This window comes from Proteus sp. G3927 (assembly GCF_963894685.1).
Classification (GTDB): Bacteria; Pseudomonadota; Gammaproteobacteria; order Enterobacterales; family Enterobacteriaceae; genus Proteus; species Proteus mirabilis.
In genome coordinates, this window is the sequence record NZ_CAWQGX010000026.1 from 85118 (window position 1) to 103397 (window position 18280).

Sequence of the window (18280 nt, forward strand, 5' to 3'; positions counted from 1 at the left end):
ATAATTATGAATAAAACTATTAACTAGGAAATTTTTTAGTGGATCAAAGGAAGTTAAGGAGACTTCAGGAGATGTTAGGAGACATTGAAATGGCGGAGGAGGAGAGATTCGAACTCTCGGATGGTTTCCCATCGGCGGTTTTCAAGACCGCTGCCTTCAGCCGCTCGGCCACCCCTCCGCAATGGGGAGCAATATAAACATCCACGCTTATATTGTAAAGCCCTTATTGTCTTGTTTGGCGTAATTTTAAACGCCCTTTGATTTAACAGCTTAATTTATCAACGATTTACGCATTAGACTTGGGTATTGCGGTTATTTTTGCTAAATTAAATGATTATTTTTGATTGGTTAGAAACACATGTTTGTATTTAACGGACAACAAATCGAGACAGATAGTCACGGTTATTTAAAAAACAGCAATGAATGGACCGAAGAGATGGTGCCAATATTAGCTGAACTTGAAGAAATTGAACTCACAGAGCAACATTGGGAAATTATCCGTTTTGTGCGCCAGTTTTATTTAGAATTTAATACCTCACCGGCGATCCGAATGTTAGTAAAAGCATTAGCACAAAAATATGGCGATGAAAAAGGCAATAGCCGTTATCTATATCGCTTATTCCCTAAAGGTCCTGCTAAACAGGCAACGAAGCTCGCGGGCTTACCTAAACCTGTCAAATGTATTTAATACTAAGATGCATAATGGCGGATTGAAAAGTCTGCCATTTCTTCATATTGGCATGGTGTTGCCGACCAGAATACAATCTTACTCCCTATTGGTCCTCCAGCAGTCAACCAATCTTCTATTTTTCTCAGTACCTGCTCTTCAGCAAAAGCTCTGATCCCCACACTGCCATCATCACGATTCCACACATAACCCGTAATAGGCTGCTTTTTCATCCATTGATAAGTATGAAAGCGGAAACCGACACCTTGTACACGACCTTGAATAATATATTCTCTACCAACCTTCATTTACCTACCCTCCAAACTTATATGTAACGCAAAAATTCCGATAAGATTGTTGTCTTTTCTTTATACAATAGATAATCTGATTTTGTGAGGTTTGCATTTACACTGGATAACGACGTGTTTAATTTTGTTACACCTTGAAATTTCACTTTATGCCCTCATATACAGAAATTAATAAAGCAAGGTTTTACGGAGGTGATAAATGATGATCGCCAGCAAATTTGGAATAGGCCAGCAGGTTAGACATAAACTACTCGGTTATTTAGGTGTAGTTGTTGATGTGGATGCTGAATATTCCCTTGATCAACCTAACGAGGATGATATTGCATCTAATATGACCTTGCGATCAGCGCCTTGGTATCATGTTGTCATGGAAGATGATGAAGGACAACCTGTTCATACCTATTTAGCTGAAGCTCAAATAACTTATGAACTCTCAGATGAGCATTTAGATAATGACTCAATGGATGAGTTGTCACAATCAATCCGCAACCAATTACAGGCTCCGCGATTAAGAAACTAATTTTCTTCCATTCTTAACCTTAATGATAATCGCCGAATACATTTCGGCGATTTTACTCTGCCTATTACCAAGGCAATCCATGGGCTTCTATCTCTTTTTTAGGACAGCGATCCATAACCACACGCAACCCCGATTGTTCAGCTAATGCTTTTGCTTCTTCATTGATCACACCTATCTGTAACCATAAAACTTTAGCATTAATTTTAATCGCTTCTTTGGCAATCTCGAGCGCTGCTGCTGATTGACGAAATACATCTACCATATCAATCGCCACAGGAATATCTTGCAAATGACCATAACATTGCTGGCCTAATATTGTTTCCCCTGCCATACCCGGATTAACGGGGATCACCTCATAGCCTTGCTCTAATAAGAATTTCATGACTTTATAACTAGGGCGATCTTCTTTATGACTTGCACCAACCAGTGCAATTGTTTTGACACTTCTTAGAATGTCATAAATCTCTGAATCAACCATTTATATGCTCCGTTATCAGCAGGAAGATTGAAAATCTTATGATACATCATAGTATCTTGTTCCGCTCATAGCTTGTAAGATAAAAAAAAGGTATGTTGACAACTGGAATAATAACTGTATTTATTTTTAAAGGTAGCAAATGGAACAAATTGACCGCACACTCGCCACAGAAAAAAATATTGCGTTAGTTGCACATGATCACTGTAAAAGCTCATTGCTTGAATGGGTTAAAAACAACAGTGAACAGCTTTCTCACCATAAGTTATTTGCCACAGGAACAACAGGAAATCTGGTTAATCACCATACAGGATTAGAGGTCACTCAGATGTTAAGTGGCCCCATGGGAGGTGATCAACAAATTGGTGCTATGATCGCAGAAAAGAAAATTGATATTCTTATTTTCTTTTGGGATCCACTCAATGCCGTTCCTCATGATCCAGATGTGAAAGCGCTGTTACGCCTAGCAACAGTCTGGAATATTCCCGTAGCAACCAATCGTGCGACGGCTAATTTTCTTATTTCGTCCCCTCTTTTTTCACAAGAGTCAAAAATTAAAATTCCCGACTATGAAGGTTATTTAAAAGAACGTTTAAAATAATGCCTTATGGTTTTTTTTGCGTAGGGACACCTTGAGATTTTAACTCTGACACAAAACAAGATGGTTGTTGTTTATTAAATAATAACCATACTTGTTTTTTTGCTCTTGTTAATGCCACATACATTAATCGGCGCTCTTCAGCATCAGGATAGTCTTCAACAGGGGGTAATAAAGCGGTTTCTATAATAGACTCTCTTGCCGGAGCTGGAAATCCGTCTTTACCCGATTGTAAACCTAATATAATCACATAATCAGCTTGTTGACCTTTTGAAGCATGAAAAGTCATAAACTGTAATTTTAATTTAGGCCAGCGCGTTTTCGCCTTTTTCAATAAATCAGGTTGTAAGTAATGATAACGCGCTAATAAAAGGATCGTTTCATCGTCACTGACATAACCACTCATTTTATTTAATAAACTTTCTAATTGATCATCCGGCAATAATACAACGGCTTTTTTATTACCTTTTGTTAAGCTATTTAAAGGCTTAGCTAATTGATTAGGATTTTGTTGAATAAATGTATTGGCAACGTCACCTATAGTCGAATTAAAACGATAAGTGGTATCTAATGCACACTCAGCACCATCACCAAAAGATTGATGAAACGCTGTTGTTAGTAATAATTCAGCCCCACTAAAGCGATAAATAGCTTGCCAGTCATCACCAACTGCAAATAATGAAGTTTGTGTATTTTGTTGTTTTAACGCATTTAATAGTGCTGCTCTTAGTGGTGAAATATCTTGGAATTCATCCACCAGAATATGTTTCCAAGGACTGACGAAACGCCCTTTTTCTATCAGATTAATGGCTTGATGTAATAGCCCTGAAAAATCAATGGCATTCTCTTCTTTTAATGCGGTTTTCCATGCCTTTAACAGTGGTGCTAATAGTTTTAAATACTTTTTAAATGCATCCGTATATTCTGCAGGCACAGAATCAATCATTGTTTTTTGGCTACCACCTTGCATTCTTAATAAACTGATCCACCGCTCTAACCTTACGGCAACTTGATTTTCTAATTTTTTATCATGCCAAAACTCCCCATCAGGGATTTCCCATGCTAGCTCTTCAGATAACCACTCACGCCAGCCTTTCGCTTGTGCTTTTTTCTGCTGACACTGCTCACGCCACTGCGTTAACAATAGTGTTCTTCTCTTTTCACTATTGATTTCTAATTCGCTGATCTTGGGTTGTTTTTTAGTTGACTGTTGGATAATAAATAATGCCAATGCATGAAAGGTTTTCGCCGTAATATCAGCGTTTAAGCGCTCAGATAAACGTTGGTTCATCTCTTCAGCGGCTTTACGTCCAAAAGCCAATAGTAGAATTTGTTCAGAGGTTGCTAGTTTACGACGTAACAGCCACCCTGCTCTTGCCACTAGTACCGACGTTTTACCACTACCAGCACCCGCTAATACCAATATATTATCTTCACTGTTGATAACGGCTTTACATTGCGATTCATTTAAAGGCGATGTTTCAATGGTAGTAAAAAACTCCGCATGCTCTGTCAACATACGGGTGATCCATTGCTCATTTTCTTGCGCAATTAATGCCTTACCTTGCTGTAACCACTGTAAACAGCGTTGATAATGCACCTTACAGTTATCAAATTGAGCAAGTCGTTCCAGAGGAAGAGGAATAGCAGAAAAACTTTCTTGGATAGACTGTTGAATACCGGCTAACTGGTTTTGTTTTATCCATTTATCGCTTTGAATTATATCTTGGATAGAAGAGAGTTGCTTTTCAAGTACTTGCGCCGTTATCTCACTCATCTCTTGGCTCCATATTTGCCAAGTTTGATAGAGATAGCGGTAAAATTGTTGCGTTTCTTCCCAGTCCGTTCCATGCAAACGAACCACTTTATTGTCGGGCAGTAAAAACTCTAACTCTCCCCACACAATGCCTTTTTTACAAAAAATGTCGATCAATTCATTAAAAGGAATTAAATATTGATGCTTTTCACCACTGACCTCAATACCCGCATTTAACAATTTTACCCTGTTATAAGGATGCTGAGCTAAACGTTGTCCCATTGGGGTTGATTTCAGTTCCATTCTGTAATTCCTACAATAAATAACAAATAGTCTGTCGTTAAACTCTTTTTTATCTGTAATAAACCCTATATTCTAAGAGGTAATTATCTCCATCTTGTTTATTTAAGGGCTTTTTGTGTTCAATTTGTTTAATGGCGCCCGCCGATTTATCTATAATAGCCACTTTTTATATTATATTCGCATAATAATCGCACTTACGGGAACGACTTTATTTCCATGGGCTTTAGGACAAGAACCAAAATATACTATACCTCTTACATTAGGTGTTGTCGCAGCCGCATTAACTGACTTAGATGATAGGCTTGTGGGCCGCTTAAGAAACCTTGTGATCACCTTATGTTGTTTCTTATTAGCATCAACATCCATCGGATTACTCTACCCTTACCCTATTTTATTCTTTTGTGGTCTTGCTATCTCCACTTGGGGGTTTATTTTATTAGGCGCCTTGGGTCAGCGTTATGCTACCATCGCCTTTGGTGCGCTATTAATCGCTATTTATACCATGTTAGGTATGCCGATTTTCCCAGAATGGCATGAACAACCTATTTGGCTCCTTTTAGGCGCGATTTGGTACAATTTGCTTACCTTAATTGGTCACCTACTTTTCCCTATTCGTCCCGTTCAAGATAGCCTTACGCGTTATTATCAGCAGCTTTCCGCTTATCTAGAAGCCAAGGCCGCATTATTTGATCCCGATATTGAAGGTGATCAACAGCAATTACTGTATAACTTGGCATTGGCTAATAATCAGTTAATTGAGGCAATGAGCCAAACTAAACTAACATTACTAAGCCGTTTAAAAGGTGATAGGGGCCAGCGTAGCAGTCGTTTCACATTGCATTATTACTTTGTGGCTCAAGATATTCATGAACGGGCCAGCTCTTCTCATATTCAATATCAATTACTGAGTGATAGATTACGCCACAGTGATGTCCTTTTCCGCTTTCAGCGCTTACTGTCAATGCAAGCAAGAGCCTGCGAACAAGTCGCTCAATCTATTCTTTGGCATAAAAAGTACCAACATAATCCTCATTTTGAACGTGCAATCACTCATTTAGAAAATGCACTTAATAATGTAAAAAACAGTACTTCTGATCCACAAATTATTGCGCCACTCTATAATTTATTACAAAACTTACAGGGCATCGATGCTTTATTAAAAAGTATTAGTACAGAGCAATATCAAATCTCTCATGACCAAAAAGAAGAAACTCAGTTATCTGATGAAGGGCTTACTGGGTGGCGAGATATCGTGCTAAGAATAAAAGGTCACTTAACACCAAAATCAGCCCTATTTAGACATGCAGTACGAATGTCACTTGTCTTATGTATAGGTTATGTGATCATCCAGTTTTTTGATTTGCATCGAGGGTACTGGATTTTATTAACCAGTTTGTTTGTTTGTCAGCCTAACTATAATGCGACACGTAGACGATTAACATTACGGGTCAGTGGCACTATTATTGGTATTTTAATTGGTTTCCCTATTCTCTATTTTGTGCCTTCCATTGAAGGTCAATTAGTACTTATTGTTGTGACAGGTACGCTCTTTTTTGCTTTCCGAACCGTACAATACGCTCATGCCACTTTGTTTATCACCCTACTCGTTTTATTAAGTTTTAATTTATTAGGTGAAGGCTATGATGTCGCACTACCGCGGATCATTGATACGTTAATTGGTTGTGCTATTGCCTGGTTTGCAGTCAGTTTTATTTGGCCGGATTGGAAGTTCCGTCAGTTGCCATTGCTCATCCAAAAAACCATGACCAATAACTGCTACTATCTTGATGCGATCCTCATTCAGTATTATCAAGGAAGAGATAATAGCGTTAATTATCGTATTGCACGTCGTAATGCACATAGCAGTGATGGTGAGTTAGCATCTTTAATTTCTAACATGTCATCAGAGCCTAAAAGCTTTCAAACCTCTCAAGAAGAAGCATTTAAATTACTTTGTTTAAATCATACTTTACTGAGCTATATTTCAGCGTTAGGTGTTCATCGTTGCAAAATTGAAGATGAAGCAGTACTCACCCTGCTTAATGATACTGTCTGTTATATTGATTCAGCGTTGAGACGTAAAAAACCACAAGATAATGATTTTATACAATCTCACGATCAACTTATCGCACGTGTTAATGCACAACCAAGTTCAGATAACGCCCGTATTCAATTAGTGTTAACGCAAATACGCTTGTTACTGGATTTACTGCCACAAATTGTCAATTGCATTGAGCTAATTGAGCAAACAGAATGGCAAAACGATAAAGATAAATTAGCTACAGCTTGATGGATAAAAAGTTATTTTCTCTAATTTCTATTAGAACCTTAGAGAAAATAACAGACTCTATTGGCTTAAGTTTGCTCTTATTCCGTTATTCCTGTTCATTCTAATGTACTCAAGTCCGAGTACTGTAGTTTAATAGGATTTAACGGATAACTCTTTATACCAATTTAACAATTCCATTTTTAATTGATTAGGTAACACAGACCGATGACAGCCAACAATAGCACCTGCTAACGCAAGCAATAAGTCGCTATTTCCTTGCTTAGGTTGCGCAATCAGTTTTAAATAACATGCCTTCGCACCGATCGTACGTAATTCCTCGATACGGTTAATCCCAACTTGATTCAGCTTTTTCTCTAATGCTATGCCCAAATTGGGTAAATCTTTGATACGACGAGGCTGCTTTTGCTGCCCTAAAAACTCCTGAGTACTATAGTGATATGCAAAATCGATATATTGATTGAGCTTAGCGCTATTACGCCATATTGCTTGCGTAATACGATAATAGCGCAATGTAATGGGGATACCTTTTTTTAGATAGACGTATGCATCCATGTTGTTTGCTTTATAGAGTGTTTCAACAAAACCACTCCCTTTTAAATAAAATTCATTATCAGCAGTAATCGCAAAGATAACCTCATCAACCATTAAGCTATAACCGCCGAATTGAGACTTCTTACTTAACTTTCCATATTCTGCTACGCGCGATAATAAATGAGCCTTCCTTTGCTCAGGTAAAATTGACATCAGATCTCCAAACCACAAAAAATATTTTTTATCTTAAAATTCAAATATATGACTGTATTCTTGATGGTTAAGACAATAAATAAATGTCCTTTTTTTGCCAATAGTTACCCGCTCAAAAATATGAATTTACATAAATTTTGAGAGCAACTTTCAAAAAATTGATCTTGATTTAAGTGAAACTCAGGTATACTGTATATACGTACAGTACATATTGAACGAGGTAAATATGAAACTCTCAACATCATCTTTGGCAAGACAAAATGGCCTTTTCCAAGAGATCTCTACTGAGGTATTACCTCTCTCTATGGCCTCCGATACAATTACAACAACAATGCCCGATAATAGACAAGGCATGGTAAGTGAACTGCTTTACCAAAATCCCTTGATGATTAACCACATCTTACTACCTCTGTTAAAACAGTATAGCCATGAATCACGTTGGTTACTGTGGTTAAGTCCACAACAAAAATTAAATCGTAGTTGGTTAAAAGAAACCGGCTTACCCCTGAATAAAATCATTCAACTCAATCATGTTGATTCAATTAATACTGTGGAATTAATGGAAAAAGCGCTACTAAGTGGAAACTACAGTGTAGTATTGGGTTGGTTACCAGAAATATCGTCAGAAGAGATGAAAAGATTAGAATATGCTGCCAGCATCGGTAAAGCGTTAGGTTTTATCATGCGACAACAAAACAGTAATCATATCCAAATAGAAAACAATAATTCCTCTAAACGACATTTAAACTCGATAAAAATTCATTCAAATCACTACCATTAGTGAAATTTAAGAGTTTTCCTAATACTCATAACGCAACATTATCATTTAAGATAAGTCATAATCAATTGTAACTTAAATCATATGGTTACAAGAAATTTAACAAAAATATAGAATAATTCTTATTGTGAATAACGGCCGATCTTTTTAAAATTTTAAGTCGAATTTTAAAGGGATACTTGTAACTTTTTAAGTTCATTGTAGACTTTATATCGTTAAGGTTATGCTTTAAATCCCGTTTTTGGGGATCATCATTTGATGAAAGCATCGAATTCCTAACAATAATTTAACCAAGGGCAAATAATAAGGCTTAAAGCCAAATGCCTAACTTGGATGATAACGAGGCGTAAAATGAAAAAGACAGCTATCGCATTAGCAGTGGCAGTGGCAGCTTTCGCAACTGCAGCGCAAGCAGCTCCAAAAGACAATACTTGGTATACCGGTGGTAAATTAGGTTGGTCTCAGTATCAAAGTACTGGTAACAATTGGGACGGCGTGAATATCGGTAACGGTAGCACACACAAAGACCAAATTGGTGCTGGTGCATTTGCTGGTTATCAGTACAACCAATACTTAGGTTTTGAACTGGGTTATGACTGGTTAGGTCGTATGGCTTATAAAGGTTCATACAACAACGGTGCATTCAAAGCTCAAGGTATCCAATTAACCACTAAATTAAGCTATCCAGTAATGGATGACTTAGACGTTTATACACGTTTAGGTGGTATGGTATGGCGTGCAGATTCAACTGCAACTATTAATGCAACTTCAGCAGGAACTCAAAAACGTTTCTCTGAAAATGATACTGGCGTTTCTCCAGTATTCGCATTAGGTACTGAATACGCGATCACTCCTAACATTGCTACTCGTCTTGAGTATCAGTGGATCAACAACATCGGTGATAAAGGTACTCTGAACGCTCGTCCAGACAATGGTATGCTGAGTGTTGGTGTTGCTTACCGTTTCAACCAAGAAACTCCAGCTCCAGTTGTTGAGCCAGCTCCAGTAGTTGCTCCAGCTCCAGTTGTTGAGAACAAAACCTTTACTCTGCGTTCAGACGTTCTGTTCAACTACAACAAATCTTCTCTGAAAGCTGAAGGTCAAGAAGCACTGAATGGTCTGTACAACGAATTAGCTAACATCGACCCAACTCAAGGTCGTGTCGTAGTTATCGGTTACACTGACCGTATCGGTTCTCAAAACTACAACCTGCCTCTGTCAGAAAAACGTGCTCAATCTGTAGTTGATTACCTGGTATCTAAAGGTATTCCTGCAAACAGCATCTCTGCAGAAGGTCGTGGTAAAGAAAACCCAGTAACTGGCAACACTTGTGACAACATCAAAGCTCGTGCAGCTCTGATCGATTGCTTAGCGCCAGACCGTCGTGTAGAAATCGAAATCCAAGGTACAACTGAAGTTGTTGTTCAACCTGGTCAATAATTCAAATAGTAGAGACATCTACTGTAATGAATTCTAAAAAAACCCTGCTTCGGCAGGGTTTTTCTTTTGATGATGACTTTAAATAATTAGCAGAGATATTCTCTATACCTCTTAAGTTAACGCTATACTGATGATCTCTCGATAATAAACAACGCTATTGTCATCTACTCTTTTTTCTGTTTGTCTCGTTCTAGTAACTCAATTAGGCCATCTTTTAGGTGATGTACTTTTAGTGCATACTGCTCTTTTCGCTCCGCATCTTCGATAAGCTGGACAATCGTTTCTGATAATGTCAAACCTCGGCGCTGAGATAGTGCTGATAGGCGTTGCCAAACTTTAAAAGTTAAATCGATAGATTTTTTACGCGTATGCTGATGTTCAGCATTAAAATAACGCTTTCTTCGAGCACGAATAGTTTGCTTCATTCTATTCGATAACTCAGGGTTCATATGTAAGTTGATCCATTCAAGCACTTTTAATGGTTGAGATTCAAGGCGTAATAGTTGCTCAACCACTTCATCGGCGGCGCTTTTTTCAACATAACGGGTGATTAATTCACCTTCGCGATGTTTTTTTACCAAATAAGCCCACTTCCAGCCACATTCTAGATTTTCTAACTGTTGATATTTCATACAAATCACCGTGACAACGTAACTATATACTAGCATATCAACAATTTTGCCAAAAAACTGCCTTAAACCGAATATTTTTGCTTAAATTATCACCAAAAAAGATAAGTAGCTTTTGTTACCTCCCACCGACAAATGTCAGAAGGGATAGTTTTCTAACCACGTTGTGATAGAATCGTGCGTCGCTATAATAAAACAATACATTCAATTTAATAGGTTATAGCAAAAGTAATGGCAACGTATATTCCCGGCCAAAAGTATAGACATAATATAACTGTCAATAGCTGTCTTATTGCAGGATAGATACCAGCTATTAACGCTTTATGTTAACTTCCATGTTCACTACTCAATAATAAAAACGGTAACCTTGAAAAACAACGAATTAGAATGGCAGGCGTTACGCCCAGATTACGCCTCCTACCAGACTTTCTTTCAAACAGCATCGCAATTGCCTGCATCTTCACTTCGTGAGGTTCAACCTCGCTTGTATGAAAGCTTACAGTGGCTAAATAATGCAGAAGCAGGCCAATTTATGCTGTTAAAAGCAGAAGATTCTACTGCTTATTTCGAAACACTCGCTGATACATTACAACAAGCAGAGATAAAAACTTATCCTGTTGTAGGTGCCTATCAAGCTGAATCTAACCAAATTTATTGGCAAGAAAATGTAGAAGGCTCATTTTCATCATCAAAATCTATTGCTTGTTGCCAATGGATAGAGCCAGAACAACTTTTTGGTTCATTTTATTATCATAAAGATAAGCTCCTCGTTAACCCAGGACTGTTGCATAAAGTCAATGGTGGTATTTTAGTCTTATCCATTAAAACGCTCTTAGCACAACCCTTAATGTGGTTCCGACTGAAAAAGATGGTTGAAGAGCAACGCTTTGAATGGTTAGTGTGGAATGACCATCAAGCCCTTCCTTTGCCTATTGAAGCCATGCCCCTTCACTTGCGTGTTATTTTAGTGGGCGATCGCCTAAGCTTAGAAGAGCTTGAGTTTATGGAGCCTAATATTAGCAGTACGGCACTATATGGCGAATATGAGTACGATATGTATTTAGAAGATGAAACCGCTCTGAGCCAATGGTGTGGTTTTGTTAATGGACTTTGCCAAAAATATCGTCTTCCTTCATTATCTGCTGATGCTTGGCAAGTATTACTTACTCAGGGCGCAAGAGAACATGAAGATCAGCTTATCTTATCTCTCGATCTTGAATTCATATTACGCCAATTGCGTTATGCCATGCGTTTTAATCATGACGCTTATCTTGGTGCTGAGGCGCTTAAAAAAGCGCAAGAAAATCGTTTATGGCGACATAGCTACTTATTAGAACGAAGCCGTGATGAAATATTACAAGGCCAAGTCACTATTCACACGGAAGGTGAAATGGTAGGCCAAATAAACGGTCTTTCTGTCTTAGATTATCCCGGTTATCCCGATCTAATTGGCGAGCCAACTCGTATTACCTGTGTGGCTCATATTGGTGATGGCGAACTGGTCGATATTGAACGAAAAGCAGAATTAGGTGGCAATATCCATGCAAAAGGCATGATGATTATGCAAGCCTACTTAAATTCTGAATTACGATTAGATCAGCCACAACCTTTTAGTGCTTCCGTCGTTTTTGAACAATCTTACGGTGAAGTAGATGGTGATAGTGCCTCACTAGCAGAATTATGTGCGCTAATTAGTACATTGTCACAACACCCAATTGATCAACAAATCGCCGTAACCGGTGCCGTAGATCAATTTGGTCAGGTACAACCTATTGGTGGTGTTAATCAAAAAATTGAAGGCTTTTTTGATATCTGTCAGCAAAGAGGATTAACAGGCTCACAAGGGGTTATTATACCGCTGGCGAACGTGCGACATCTGGTTTTAAACGAGAGCGTGATACAAGCCGTCAAAGAAAATAAATTCCATATTTGGCCAGTTGTCCATGTTGCAGAAGCAATTACTTTGCTAACACATCAGCCTTATTACGAAGAACAATGTGAAAATCCACAATCAAATGAACACTTGTTAGCTATTATTCATGATCGAATAACACAAGCGAATAATCAGGATAGGCCTAAGTTACCTTGGTTCCTGCGCTTATTCAGATAATTCTGTTTCAAGTGATCGGAGTTGTTCAGCGTACAAGTGTAAGCTATTCTGTTACCTTACACTTGATAAAGGCTATATAAACAATGGTTGATAAACGCGAATCTTATTCTAAAGAAGACCTCATTGCTTCAGGCCGTGGTGAATTATTTGGCCAAGATGGCCCACCACTGCCTTCAGGTAATATGCTAATGATGGATCGCATCATTAAAATGACTGAAGATGGCGGCTCCCATAATAAAGGCTTTATCGAAGCAGAATTCGATATCAAGCCAGACTTATGGTTTTTTGATTGCCACTTTGTCAATGATCCTGTTATGCCGGGTTGTTTAGGGCTTGATGCAATGTGGCAACTGGTAGGTTTCTACCTAGGTTGGTTAGGCGGTGAAGGTAAAGGCCGAGCTTTGGGTGTGGGTGAAGTGAAATTCACTGGGCAAATTCTACCAACAGCCAAAAAAGTCACCTATAAAATTGATTTCAAACGTGTTATCAATCGCAAGCTTATTATGGGTATCGCTGACGGTGAAGTTTATGTTGATGGTAAACTGATTTATGAAGCCAAAGATTTAAAAGTCGGCTTATTTAAAGATACCTCAGCATTTTAAGTCAATATTACACATAGATAGATAAGAGCCTATTCTCTTCGATGAGATTAGGCTTTTTCTTTTATGGTGGTATGGTGGTATCTCAGATAAGAGTACTTGGCAAGTTTTCGCCCTACCGTACTTTACAACATAAAAAGGCCTACCGCGGTAGACCTTTTTATTTCCAATTCACAGTTGTTATTTATATTCAAATTGTCCTATGTTCAAGTTATTCATAGGAATATGCATAAATAACCCTCTTTTGATTATCAATTAAATCTTGGTGATAATATTTGCGATAACACATGTGTCCGCAGTATCACCTCGACGGGTTATTTATTTTGCAAGCCCAGGACGATCTTCCATGGCCTGTCGCCAACCTCCTAGCCAATGTGAACGTGCATCAATGGCAAAATAGGGACACTGCTCTTTTGAACGACCTTGCATACCGGCTTGGTAACCTTTCGATAATGCTCTAGCTAAACGATCTCGTTTCTGTCTTTTCATATTTAGACAACCCTCACGTTCTAAGTTTAAGCGGAAAGATAATGATTGTTTTTCATACAACCACTATAAATTGATACGCTTTATTGAGGATTTAAGCAAGTAAAGAAATTAATATAATTGTCATATTTGTGATACTAAGCTGGATCCTATTTAAATCACCTTAGATTACAATTAATTATATTTAATATAATTAAATAATTTATATCTATTTGTATTTATTAATAAAAGACATAAAGCAAATCATAACAAGCTGATTTTTATTTATTTTTATAAAAAATAATATTAAAGATCCGATTTCTGACCTAAATAATAAAAACAATAGCTTGAAAATAAATAATCGATTTTTTTCAATTTATGTCAATATAACAATCCTATTAGAATTGCCTATTTTCTACTATTCACAGTAGTAAAAATAAAATTTATGCCAAATAACCATAGCAACATTAATGATATAACTTAAGTTATCGACAAATATGAAGCCTGTTAACTAAAAAACCTCTATTAACTCAAATTCTTCAAATATTAATTCCATATCTGGAGAGTAGGTGCCTTCTCGCATAAAGAATTCTTTATGTCCTTGTTGCCAATATGACAAGCTTAGATCACCCTCACCTTCTTTACGCGCTAACTGTTCTGTGACTTCAGAAAAACGTACCAATGTTAAAGAGCGTGTTCTGATAACACAAATAGGAACCCCATGGCTATTTAAAATAATATTGTAACCACCAATTGTTGGCGTGACTGGATCACTAAAAAAACCACTTAATGAGCTACATGTTGCTGTTTTTTTTCTTTCAACGACAAGTTGTGCAAGTTCATCAGCAAGCTGCGGATTATCCCCGAAAGACCAACAAATCGCTGTAGGGTATTTCTTTTTTATCAATTCCAGCATGAGATTTTTCTCTCGTTATCTCGAATAAAAAACCAACACCTGATTTTAGTCAGGCATTGGTTATTCCTATATTACTGTATAAAACAATTAATATTGTGATTTAATGGTTTTTGCGATCTCAGCGACGACATTCTGCCATCCTTCCCCTAGCGTACGTACCAGAGCCGGATAGCCATCTTGCGTTTGTGTTAACGCGACAGAAAAAGGCTGACTAATCACTTTATTGCCTTGAGTGTAGATCCAATCACCAGCAATAATCACTTTGCCGTCATATCGACCTTGAAAATAATTAACATTGACAGTCAATTTAGCAAGTTTATCTTCAATAGGTTGTGTCGAAACCACTCGATTAGGGAATTCTTTTGCTAATCCCACAACCAGATTTTGCTGTAGCTGTTGATCAAGCGGGTTTATCCACAAATGTTGGTTAGCAACGGTATAATTGATATCACTGGTTTGATAGACAATGCCCGTGTTAACTAACATATCAGATAAACGGATAGGCTGAATCCAAATCTGATCTTGCTTTGCGCTCTCAGTGGTTGTAACAACCTTATTATTTGCACCTTGATAAACATCAGGTAATTGATAATAAGCTTTATCAGGCACACTTGAACAAGCCGTCAGCATCAATACCGCGATCCCAATAATATATTTCATTATTTTTCAGCCCTCTTTGGTTCAGGATCTTTACCTTGTTGTGCTTCAAAAATTAATGCGTTGCTCTTATTGTTTAAGGTCTTCAATAGCGGTTGCATCTCTCTGAGCACTTGATCTAAGCGTTGCATATTATCAACCATTTTACTGTATGCCGGTGAGCCAGGTTGGAAACCTTGCATACTGCGATTGATCTCTTTTAATGACTGTTGAATATCATTAGGCAGTTTTTGGAAGTCATCACTACCAATCATAGCATTTAATGATTTCAGGGTTTCCTTCGCTTCAGCAACCGCTTTTTGACTTTCGGTTAATGTCGCGGTCATCTCTTTCAACATTGGCTCAACAGGAAGATTGTTGATCTTATCCAATGAAGTCATCACTTTTTGCTGAATTTGCGTTAAACCAGAACTGACTGTGGGTATTTGTGGTAATCCTGCAACAGTTTGTGGCCCTTTCCAAGGTTCAACATCTTGATAAAAGTCCAGATCAATATACAGCGCACCTGTTAATAGATTGCCTGATTTTAACGATGCTCTTAATCCATTTTTAGCAGCAGAAGAAAGCTCTTTTACAAAATCAAAACTTTCACCTACATCATTCGCAAAACGTTCCGGCTCAACATGGATAAGCACAGGAATACGGAAATCTTTATCTAACGATTGTTGCATTTCTTGGGTGTAATAAGGTACTTGAACAACCGTACCCATTCTAATACCACGGAACTCAACTGGCGCTCCGGCTTGTAATCCTCTTATAGAATCAGAGAAAAACATAATATAGCTACGGTAATCGGTATATAACGAATTTTGAATACTCTTTTCGTTATCATAAAGTTTAAATTCTGTTTTAGGGGCTATAGCTTCACCAGGTAACCACCCCGTAGGCACATCGAAACTCACCCCACCGCTAAACAGTGTGGAAAGCGAAGCCATTTCAACACGAACCCCTGATGATGACATATCAAATGCAATGCCTGAATCTTTCCAGAAACGAACATTCGACGTGACCATTTTGTCATAAGGTGCTTTGATAAAAAGCTGGTAGTGCATATCTCGGCTTTCAATATTAAATTCACTCGTCTCAACCGAGCCGACTTGATAACCCCTAAATAATACCGGATCACCTGCATTAAGCTGGCCTGCTCTTTCACTGACTAAATTAATGCGTATCCCCTTTGCATCCGGAGAGGCCAGTGGTGGAGAGTCCAATAAATTAAATTCATCCTGCTCTTTGCCTGTTAAACCGGGTTGTAGCTCAATATAAGCACCTGAGAGTAGAGTACCTAAACCAGTGACACCTTCTTTTCCCACTTGTGGTTTAACCACCCAAAAAGCGGTATCAGCACGCAGTAGCTCTTTCATTTCATTATCGAGACGAGCTTTGATGATCACTCGACTAAAATTACTATCTAATGTCACACTTTCGACTAAGCCAATATCAACACTACGGCTCTTTATTTTAGTTTTACCTGCTTCAATACCATCAGCATTATAGGTTATTAATGTGACTTCAGGACCTTGATGACTGAAATGATAATAAAGTATCCAAGCTCCTATCAATAAAGTAACAAGAGGTATTATCCAAACTGGAGACCAGCTTTTCAGTTTATTAATTTTTGCTTGTGTTAAAGCAGTATCGTTCTTTTCAGTCACCCTTAGGCTCCTTAATCATGGGTTTATCATCATCGGCAGTACATTTATCCCATGTTAACCGAGGATCAAACATCATTGCAGAGAACATCGTTAATACGACAACCAATGCAAATAGCACTACACCAAAATCGGGATAGATACTCATCAGACGTCCCATTCTGACTAATGAAGCTAAAACAGCGATAACAAAAACGTCAATCATTGACCAACGCCCTACATATTCGACCACTTCATAGAGAAAGTGCATTCTCGCCGGATCACGTTTTCCTTTGGCTTTATGTGCATCCCAACATAGCCAACCGATAGCCACCATTTTTAAACTAGGTACCATAATACTGGCAATAAAAATAACCATTGCCACAGGATATGAGCCATCTTCCCAAAGTAAGATAACCCCAGCCATTATGGTTGAGTAAAGATTATTACCCAGCGACTCCGTCACCATAATCGGCAATAGGTTAGCCGGAATATAAAGAATTAAAGAAGTAATTAAGAAAGAGAGCGTCCATTGCAAACTATGGGGTTTTCTCGCATACCCTTTTACTTCACAACGACTACATTCATATTGATCAGCCGGTAAAATAGCAGTACAAGAACGACATAATCTTACCCCTTGCTTTAAACCTGTTTTACCTGATTCAATTTTAGGATAAGCGGGTCGCGATTCTAGTTTTTCCCATAATGTATGGCGATCTAAACATTGAAATGCACGAATTTGTAATAAGCAGTAAAGTACATAAGGTAGAAAGCTTAACCCTAAGCCGATATCACCATACGCCATTAGCTTGACAAAACTGACTAAAATACCGGCTAAAAAAATCTCTGCCATACACCACGATTTTAATTGGAAAAGAATTCGTGATAGCCAAATTTGTAATTTTCTTGGCAGCTTAATGGGTGTACAAAGCAGTAAAATCGCTATCATGCAGAAAGCAGGAACCACTTGTACAAAGAGTAAAAAGAAAGCGCCTAGCTCAACATAATTTTCGCTAAACATCACATTTGGGATCTGCATTAAAGTAATGTTATTGGTAATTCCTGCCACTTCCATACTGACAAAAGTAAATTGGCAAGCCATTAACAACATAAATAATGCACTAATCGCCAAGGCTACAGGCTGATAAAAAGGTTGTCGCCAACGTGCTGTTAGCAAAGTGTGACAACGTGGACAGGTCGCCTTGGTTCCTTGGGCTAATTCAGGAACACTCACTACCAGATCGCACTGAGGGCACAATATTTGCTCATGTTGTTCTTCATGACAAGAATGTTGACCCGAACACACAACGGCACCTCTCATTTATTTGATAATCAATAAACAACAATAAGTATAGAGACTAAAACGGGGCATTATGCCCCGTTATGAGTTGGCA

Annotated in this window: 18 protein-coding genes and 1 tRNA gene; 8 read left to right on the forward strand and 11 right to left on the reverse strand. The window is 38.0% G+C overall.

All coding sequences use genetic code 11. The features are described from left to right. Positions 1–90: 90 nt before the first annotated feature. Positions 91–178 (reverse strand) — tRNA-Ser (locus AACV00_RS09280). A 180-nt stretch (positions 179–358) separates the two neighbouring features. On the opposite strand from AACV00_RS09280, the gene tusE reads away from it, so the two are divergent. Further along, positions 359–688 carry a sulfurtransferase TusE gene (gene tusE, locus AACV00_RS09285; RefSeq protein WP_004244693.1) on the forward strand — a complete coding sequence of 110 codons (330 nt, stop codon included), beginning with the start codon at positions 359–361 and terminating at the stop codon, positions 686–688. A 2-nt stretch (positions 689–690) separates the two neighbouring features. Here the strand turns inward: tusE and AACV00_RS09290 are convergent, their stop codons facing one another. Continuing rightward, positions 691–975, reverse strand: a complete 285-nt coding sequence (locus tag AACV00_RS09290; RefSeq protein WP_046335282.1) for an acylphosphatase — start codon at positions 973–975, stop codon at positions 691–693. 199 nt (positions 976–1174) lie between these two features. Between AACV00_RS09290 and hspQ the strand changes: the two genes are divergently transcribed. After that, positions 1175–1495, forward strand: a complete 321-nt coding sequence (gene hspQ / locus AACV00_RS09295; protein WP_004244691.1) for a heat shock protein HspQ — start codon at positions 1175–1177, stop codon at positions 1493–1495. A 64-nt stretch (positions 1496–1559) separates the two neighbouring features. Here the strand turns inward: hspQ and AACV00_RS09300 are convergent, their stop codons facing one another. After that, positions 1560–1973, reverse strand: a complete 414-nt coding sequence (locus AACV00_RS09300; RefSeq protein WP_004247691.1) for a CoA-binding protein — start codon at positions 1971–1973, stop codon at positions 1560–1562. A 139-nt stretch (positions 1974–2112) separates the two neighbouring features. Between AACV00_RS09300 and AACV00_RS09305 the strand changes: the two genes are divergently transcribed. After that, positions 2113–2571, forward strand: coding sequence for a methylglyoxal synthase (locus AACV00_RS09305; protein ID WP_004244689.1), 459 nt, complete (start codon positions 2113–2115; stop codon positions 2569–2571). 4 nt (positions 2572–2575) lie between these two features. Here AACV00_RS09305 and helD read toward each other — a convergent pair whose 3' ends face one another. Continuing rightward, the gene (gene helD, locus AACV00_RS09310; protein ID WP_161680269.1) at positions 2576–4627 is read right to left on the reverse strand and encodes a DNA helicase IV; all 2052 of its coding nucleotides are present in this window, start codon (positions 4625–4627) and stop codon (positions 2576–2578) included. 115 nt (positions 4628–4742) lie between these two features. On the opposite strand from helD, the gene yccS reads away from it, so the two are divergent. Then, positions 4743–6917: a YccS family putative transporter gene (gene yccS, locus AACV00_RS09315; RefSeq protein WP_004247689.1), complete on the forward strand. Its 2175-nt coding sequence runs from the start codon at positions 4743–4745 to the stop codon at positions 6915–6917. 129 nt (positions 6918–7046) lie between these two features. Here yccS and AACV00_RS09320 read toward each other — a convergent pair whose 3' ends face one another. Further along, complete coding sequence (locus AACV00_RS09320) at positions 7047–7661, reverse strand: TfoX/Sxy family DNA transformation protein (RefSeq protein ID WP_036920066.1); 615 nt, start codon at positions 7659–7661, stop codon at positions 7047–7049. Between the two features lie 226 nt (positions 7662–7887). Here AACV00_RS09320 and sulA point away from each other — a divergent pair, with 226 nt between their 5' ends. Together sulA and ompA are read left to right on the forward strand one after the other, a co-directional pair. Further along, positions 7888–8442 (forward strand): SOS-induced cell division inhibitor SulA, encoded by a 555-nt coding sequence (sulA, locus tag AACV00_RS09325; RefSeq protein WP_064505926.1) that lies wholly within the window; start codon positions 7888–7890, stop codon positions 8440–8442. 348 nt (positions 8443–8790) lie between these two features. Then, the gene (gene ompA, locus AACV00_RS09330; RefSeq protein ID WP_004247686.1) at positions 8791–9879 is read left to right on the forward strand and encodes a porin OmpA; all 1089 of its coding nucleotides are present in this window, start codon (positions 8791–8793) and stop codon (positions 9877–9879) included. Positions 9880–10043: 164 nt separating this feature from the next. On the opposite strand, the gene matP is transcribed toward ompA, so the two are convergent. After that, positions 10044–10511 (reverse strand): macrodomain Ter protein MatP, encoded by a 468-nt coding sequence (matP, locus tag AACV00_RS09335; RefSeq protein ID WP_036894628.1) that lies wholly within the window; start codon positions 10509–10511, stop codon positions 10044–10046. 364 nt (positions 10512–10875) lie between these two features. On the opposite strand from matP, the gene AACV00_RS09340 reads away from it, so the two are divergent. After that, positions 10876–12618: an AAA family ATPase gene (locus tag AACV00_RS09340; RefSeq protein WP_104459325.1), complete on the forward strand. Its 1743-nt coding sequence runs from the start codon at positions 10876–10878 to the stop codon at positions 12616–12618. An 83-nt stretch (positions 12619–12701) separates the two neighbouring features. Then, the gene (gene fabA / locus AACV00_RS09345) at positions 12702–13220 is read left to right on the forward strand and encodes a bifunctional 3-hydroxydecanoyl-ACP dehydratase/trans-2-decenoyl-ACP isomerase (RefSeq protein ID WP_004244680.1); all 519 of its coding nucleotides are present in this window, start codon (positions 12702–12704) and stop codon (positions 13218–13220) included. Between the two features lie 315 nt (positions 13221–13535). Here the strand turns inward: fabA and rmf are convergent, their stop codons facing one another. The 5 genes from rmf to pqiA all read right to left on the reverse strand — a co-directional run bounded on the left by rmf (position 13536) and on the right by pqiA (position 18192). Further along, positions 13536–13706, reverse strand: a complete 171-nt coding sequence (gene rmf / locus AACV00_RS09350) for a ribosome modulation factor (protein ID WP_004244679.1) — start codon at positions 13704–13706, stop codon at positions 13536–13538. 487 nt (positions 13707–14193) lie between these two features. Further along, a complete protein-coding gene (locus AACV00_RS09355; protein ID WP_004244678.1) occupies positions 14194–14598 on the reverse strand; it encodes an ASCH domain-containing protein in 405 nt (134 codons plus the stop codon). An 87-nt stretch (positions 14599–14685) separates the two neighbouring features. Further along, positions 14686–15258 (reverse strand): membrane integrity-associated transporter subunit PqiC, encoded by a 573-nt coding sequence (pqiC, locus tag AACV00_RS09360; protein WP_017628412.1) that lies wholly within the window; start codon positions 15256–15258, stop codon positions 14686–14688. Next, the gene (gene pqiB, locus AACV00_RS09365) at positions 15258–16910 is read right to left on the reverse strand and encodes an intermembrane transport protein PqiB (RefSeq protein ID WP_004244676.1); all 1653 of its coding nucleotides are present in this window, start codon (positions 16908–16910) and stop codon (positions 15258–15260) included. Before pqiB ends, pqiC begins: the two co-directional genes overlap by 1 nt. Continuing rightward, positions 16903–18192 carry a membrane integrity-associated transporter subunit PqiA gene (gene pqiA / locus AACV00_RS09370; RefSeq protein WP_004247682.1) on the reverse strand — a complete coding sequence of 430 codons (1290 nt, stop codon included), beginning with the start codon at positions 18190–18192 and terminating at the stop codon, positions 16903–16905. The genes pqiB and pqiA overlap by 8 nt, the downstream gene beginning before the upstream one ends. Positions 18193–18280: the final 88 nt, after the last annotated feature.

Excerpts from the sequence above, each read along its gene's own strand:
- tusE (WP_004244693.1), top strand. The coding sequence starts at position 359 with ATGTTTGTATTTAACGGACAACAAATCGAGACAGATAGTCACGGTTAT.
- AACV00_RS09290 (WP_046335282.1), bottom strand. The coding sequence starts at position 975 with ATGAAGGTTGGTAGAGAATATATTATTCAAGGTCGTGTACAAGGTGTC.
- hspQ (WP_004244691.1), top strand. The coding sequence starts at position 1,175 with ATGATGATCGCCAGCAAATTTGGAATAGGCCAGCAGGTTAGACATAAA.
- AACV00_RS09300 (WP_004247691.1), bottom strand. The coding sequence starts at position 1,973 with ATGGTTGATTCAGAGATTTATGACATTCTAAGAAGTGTCAAAACAATT.
- AACV00_RS09305 (WP_004244689.1), top strand. The coding sequence starts at position 2,113 with ATGGAACAAATTGACCGCACACTCGCCACAGAAAAAAATATTGCGTTA.
- helD (WP_161680269.1), bottom strand. The coding sequence starts at position 4,627 with ATGGAACTGAAATCAACCCCAATGGGACAACGTTTAGCTCAGCATCCT.
- AACV00_RS09320 (WP_036920066.1), bottom strand. The coding sequence starts at position 7,661 with ATGTCAATTTTACCTGAGCAAAGGAAGGCTCATTTATTATCGCGCGTA.
- sulA (WP_064505926.1), top strand. The coding sequence starts at position 7,888 with ATGAAACTCTCAACATCATCTTTGGCAAGACAAAATGGCCTTTTCCAA.
- ompA (WP_004247686.1), top strand. The coding sequence starts at position 8,791 with ATGAAAAAGACAGCTATCGCATTAGCAGTGGCAGTGGCAGCTTTCGCA.
- matP (WP_036894628.1), bottom strand. The coding sequence starts at position 10,511 with ATGAAATATCAACAGTTAGAAAATCTAGAATGTGGCTGGAAGTGGGCT.
- fabA (WP_004244680.1), top strand. The coding sequence starts at position 12,702 with ATGGTTGATAAACGCGAATCTTATTCTAAAGAAGACCTCATTGCTTCA.
- rmf (WP_004244679.1), bottom strand. The coding sequence starts at position 13,706 with ATGAAAAGACAGAAACGAGATCGTTTAGCTAGAGCATTATCGAAAGGT.
- AACV00_RS09355 (WP_004244678.1), bottom strand. The coding sequence starts at position 14,598 with ATGCTGGAATTGATAAAAAAGAAATACCCTACAGCGATTTGTTGGTCT.
- pqiC (WP_017628412.1), bottom strand. The coding sequence starts at position 15,258 with ATGAAATATATTATTGGGATCGCGGTATTGATGCTGACGGCTTGTTCA.